Genomic DNA, 704 nt, shown 5'->3' on the forward strand with positions numbered 1-704 from the left:
ACGAATCAAATGGATTTTTTTCCTGCCTTGATAGGGAAAGAGAATTCTTATATGACGGGTCTTACAGGTTTCGTCGTTAATTTTTTTGCTATATTCATCTTAGGTTCCATTTTAGCGAAATATATCGATGTGAGTGGGGCAGCGCAATCAATCGCCGAAAAGGTTTTAGAAAAAACAGGCACGGAAAAACCGTTTCCAGTACTGGTAGCCATTTTCTTTATAAGCGCCCTGTTGACATATGGCGGCATTAGTTTATTTGTAGTAATCTTTGTACTCATTCCACTTGCAAAACCATTATTTAAACAATTAAATATTGCATGGAACCTAGTTTTGATTCCTGTTACACTCGGATTTGGTTCGTTTACGATGACGATGCTGCCTGGTACTCCCTCTATACAAAATGTTGTTCCTACAGCCTATCTGGGTACATCACTTACAGCAGCACCACTTTTGGGAATGATAGGATCGGTAGTGGCCATTGCTTTTACACTATGGTATATGAATTCCATGTTAAAGAAAAGTATGGCCAAGGGAGAAACGTTTGCTGATTTTGATGTTTCCGGTTCGGAAGGAGATGTGAAAAAAGAGCTTCCCACCGTCTTCATCAGTATACTTCCGATATTATTATTGATTGTCATTATTTTGGTTGGCAGTACGTTCAAAGTGGGCAATATTCTTATTATAGGATTAGTCGTTGCGATCAT

Annotated in this window: 1 protein-coding gene; it reads left to right on the plus strand. The window is 38.6% G+C overall.

The window, feature by feature from the left end:
- Positions 1-51: 51 nt before the first annotated feature.
- A partial coding sequence (locus CVN76_RS01755) for a GntT/GntP/DsdX family permease (RefSeq protein ID WP_442857530.1) occupies positions 52-704 on the plus strand: 653 nt, incomplete at its 3' end.

Source organism: Bacillus sp. mrc49 (assembly GCF_002803435.1).